We start from the raw sequence: 1,449 nt of genomic DNA on the forward strand, positions 1-1,449 counted from the left end.
CCACTGACATTGATACTCGTAGCGGGTTCCGGTGGTCGTGGCTCTGCCACTGACTGACACCCTGCTGGGTTGTCTTCCGGCTGTACCGTCCGGCTGCCGGGCCCGTTCTTCATGGCTCCGGCCAGGTGGAACATGACCTGATAGGAGCTTGGTCAGAAGCCCCCTCAATGTCCTGTCTGCCCCACCCGGCCGGTGCTACCTCCTGCTAGGAAGGCACCTCCAGCATGACAGCAGCGGGCACGACCGGACAGTGGGTGTTCGGCGGTGTGGACTCCCATGCCGACACCATTCACGTCGCGGTCATCACCGACAACGGCGGCCATCTCGCCGACGCCGAGTTCCCCACGACCACCCCCGGATACACGGCGGCCCTCGCGTTCCTGGGCGCCCACGGAGACGTGGTCGCGATCGGCGTCGAGGGCACCGCGTCCTACGGAACCGGGTTCACCCGCGCCGCCCGCGCCGACGGCCTGACCGTGGTCGAGGTCAACCGCCCCGACCGCGCCGAACGCCGCCGCAGCGGCAAATCAGACCCGATCGACGCCTACGCCGCCGCCCGCGCCGCACTCTCCGGACGAGCGTCCAGCGCGCCCAAGGACGAGACCGTCACCGGCATACGCGCCCTCCACAACGCCGCCCGTTCCACGGTCAAAGCCCGCACCGCCGCCATGAACCAGATCGGGCACATCCTCATCAGCGCCCCCGACGCGATCCGTGACCGCTACCGGGCCCTGCACGGCAAACCGCTGATCGACGCCCTCGCCCGCCTGCGTCCCACGGGAGGCGCCGTCCACACCGCCGTCCTGACCTCCTTGAAGAGCCTCGCCCGACGCGTCCAGGCCCTGGCCGCCGAACACGACGCGCTGACAGCCGTACTGGACGGCATCGTCACCGAACACAATCCCGGCCTGCGGGCCGCCCACGGCATCGGACCCGACACCGCGGCCCAGCTGCTGATCACCGCCGGCGGGAACCCCGACCGCCTGCGCACCGAGGCATCGTTCGCAGCCCTGTGCGGCGTCGCTCCTGTCCCTGCTTCCAGCGGGAAGACCAACCGTCACCGCCTCTCGCGAGGCGGCGACCGGGCCGCTAACGCGGCCCTCTACCGGATAGCGCTGGTCCGTATGTCCAGCGACAGCCGCACCCGCGACTACGTAGTCCGCCAGACCGCGGCCGGCCGGACCAAGAAGGAGATCATCCGGCTCCTCAAACGTGCCATCGTCCGGGAAGTGTTCCGCTGCCTCACCACCACGGTCGCAGTCCCCGAGATCGCGGACCTGCGGCCCGCGCGCCAGGCGAAGAACATCACTCTCACCGCCGTCGCCCACCACTTCAGTGTCTGGCCCGCGGTCATCTCCTGCATCGAGCGCGGCACCCGACGTGACGACGACCTCGCCAGCGCCTACCGCGACTGGCTCACTGCCGCTTGACAGCCAATAGGAGCTTCAG

The 1,449-nt window shown here is 69.5% G+C and carries 1 protein-coding gene; it reads left to right on the plus strand.

Annotated features, from left to right (window positions below; all coding sequences use genetic code 11):
• The first annotated feature begins 224 nt into the window (after nt 1-224).
• Nucleotides 225-1,430, plus strand: coding sequence for an IS110 family transposase (locus OTB19_RS42810; RefSeq protein WP_267804268.1), 1,206 nt, complete (start codon nt 225-227; stop codon nt 1,428-1,430).
• Nucleotides 1,431-1,449 lie beyond the last annotated feature (19 nt).

It is taken from the genome of Streptomyces sp. H27-H5, from assembly GCF_026627505.1.
Classification (GTDB): Bacteria; Actinomycetota; Actinomycetes; order Streptomycetales; family Streptomycetaceae; genus Streptomyces.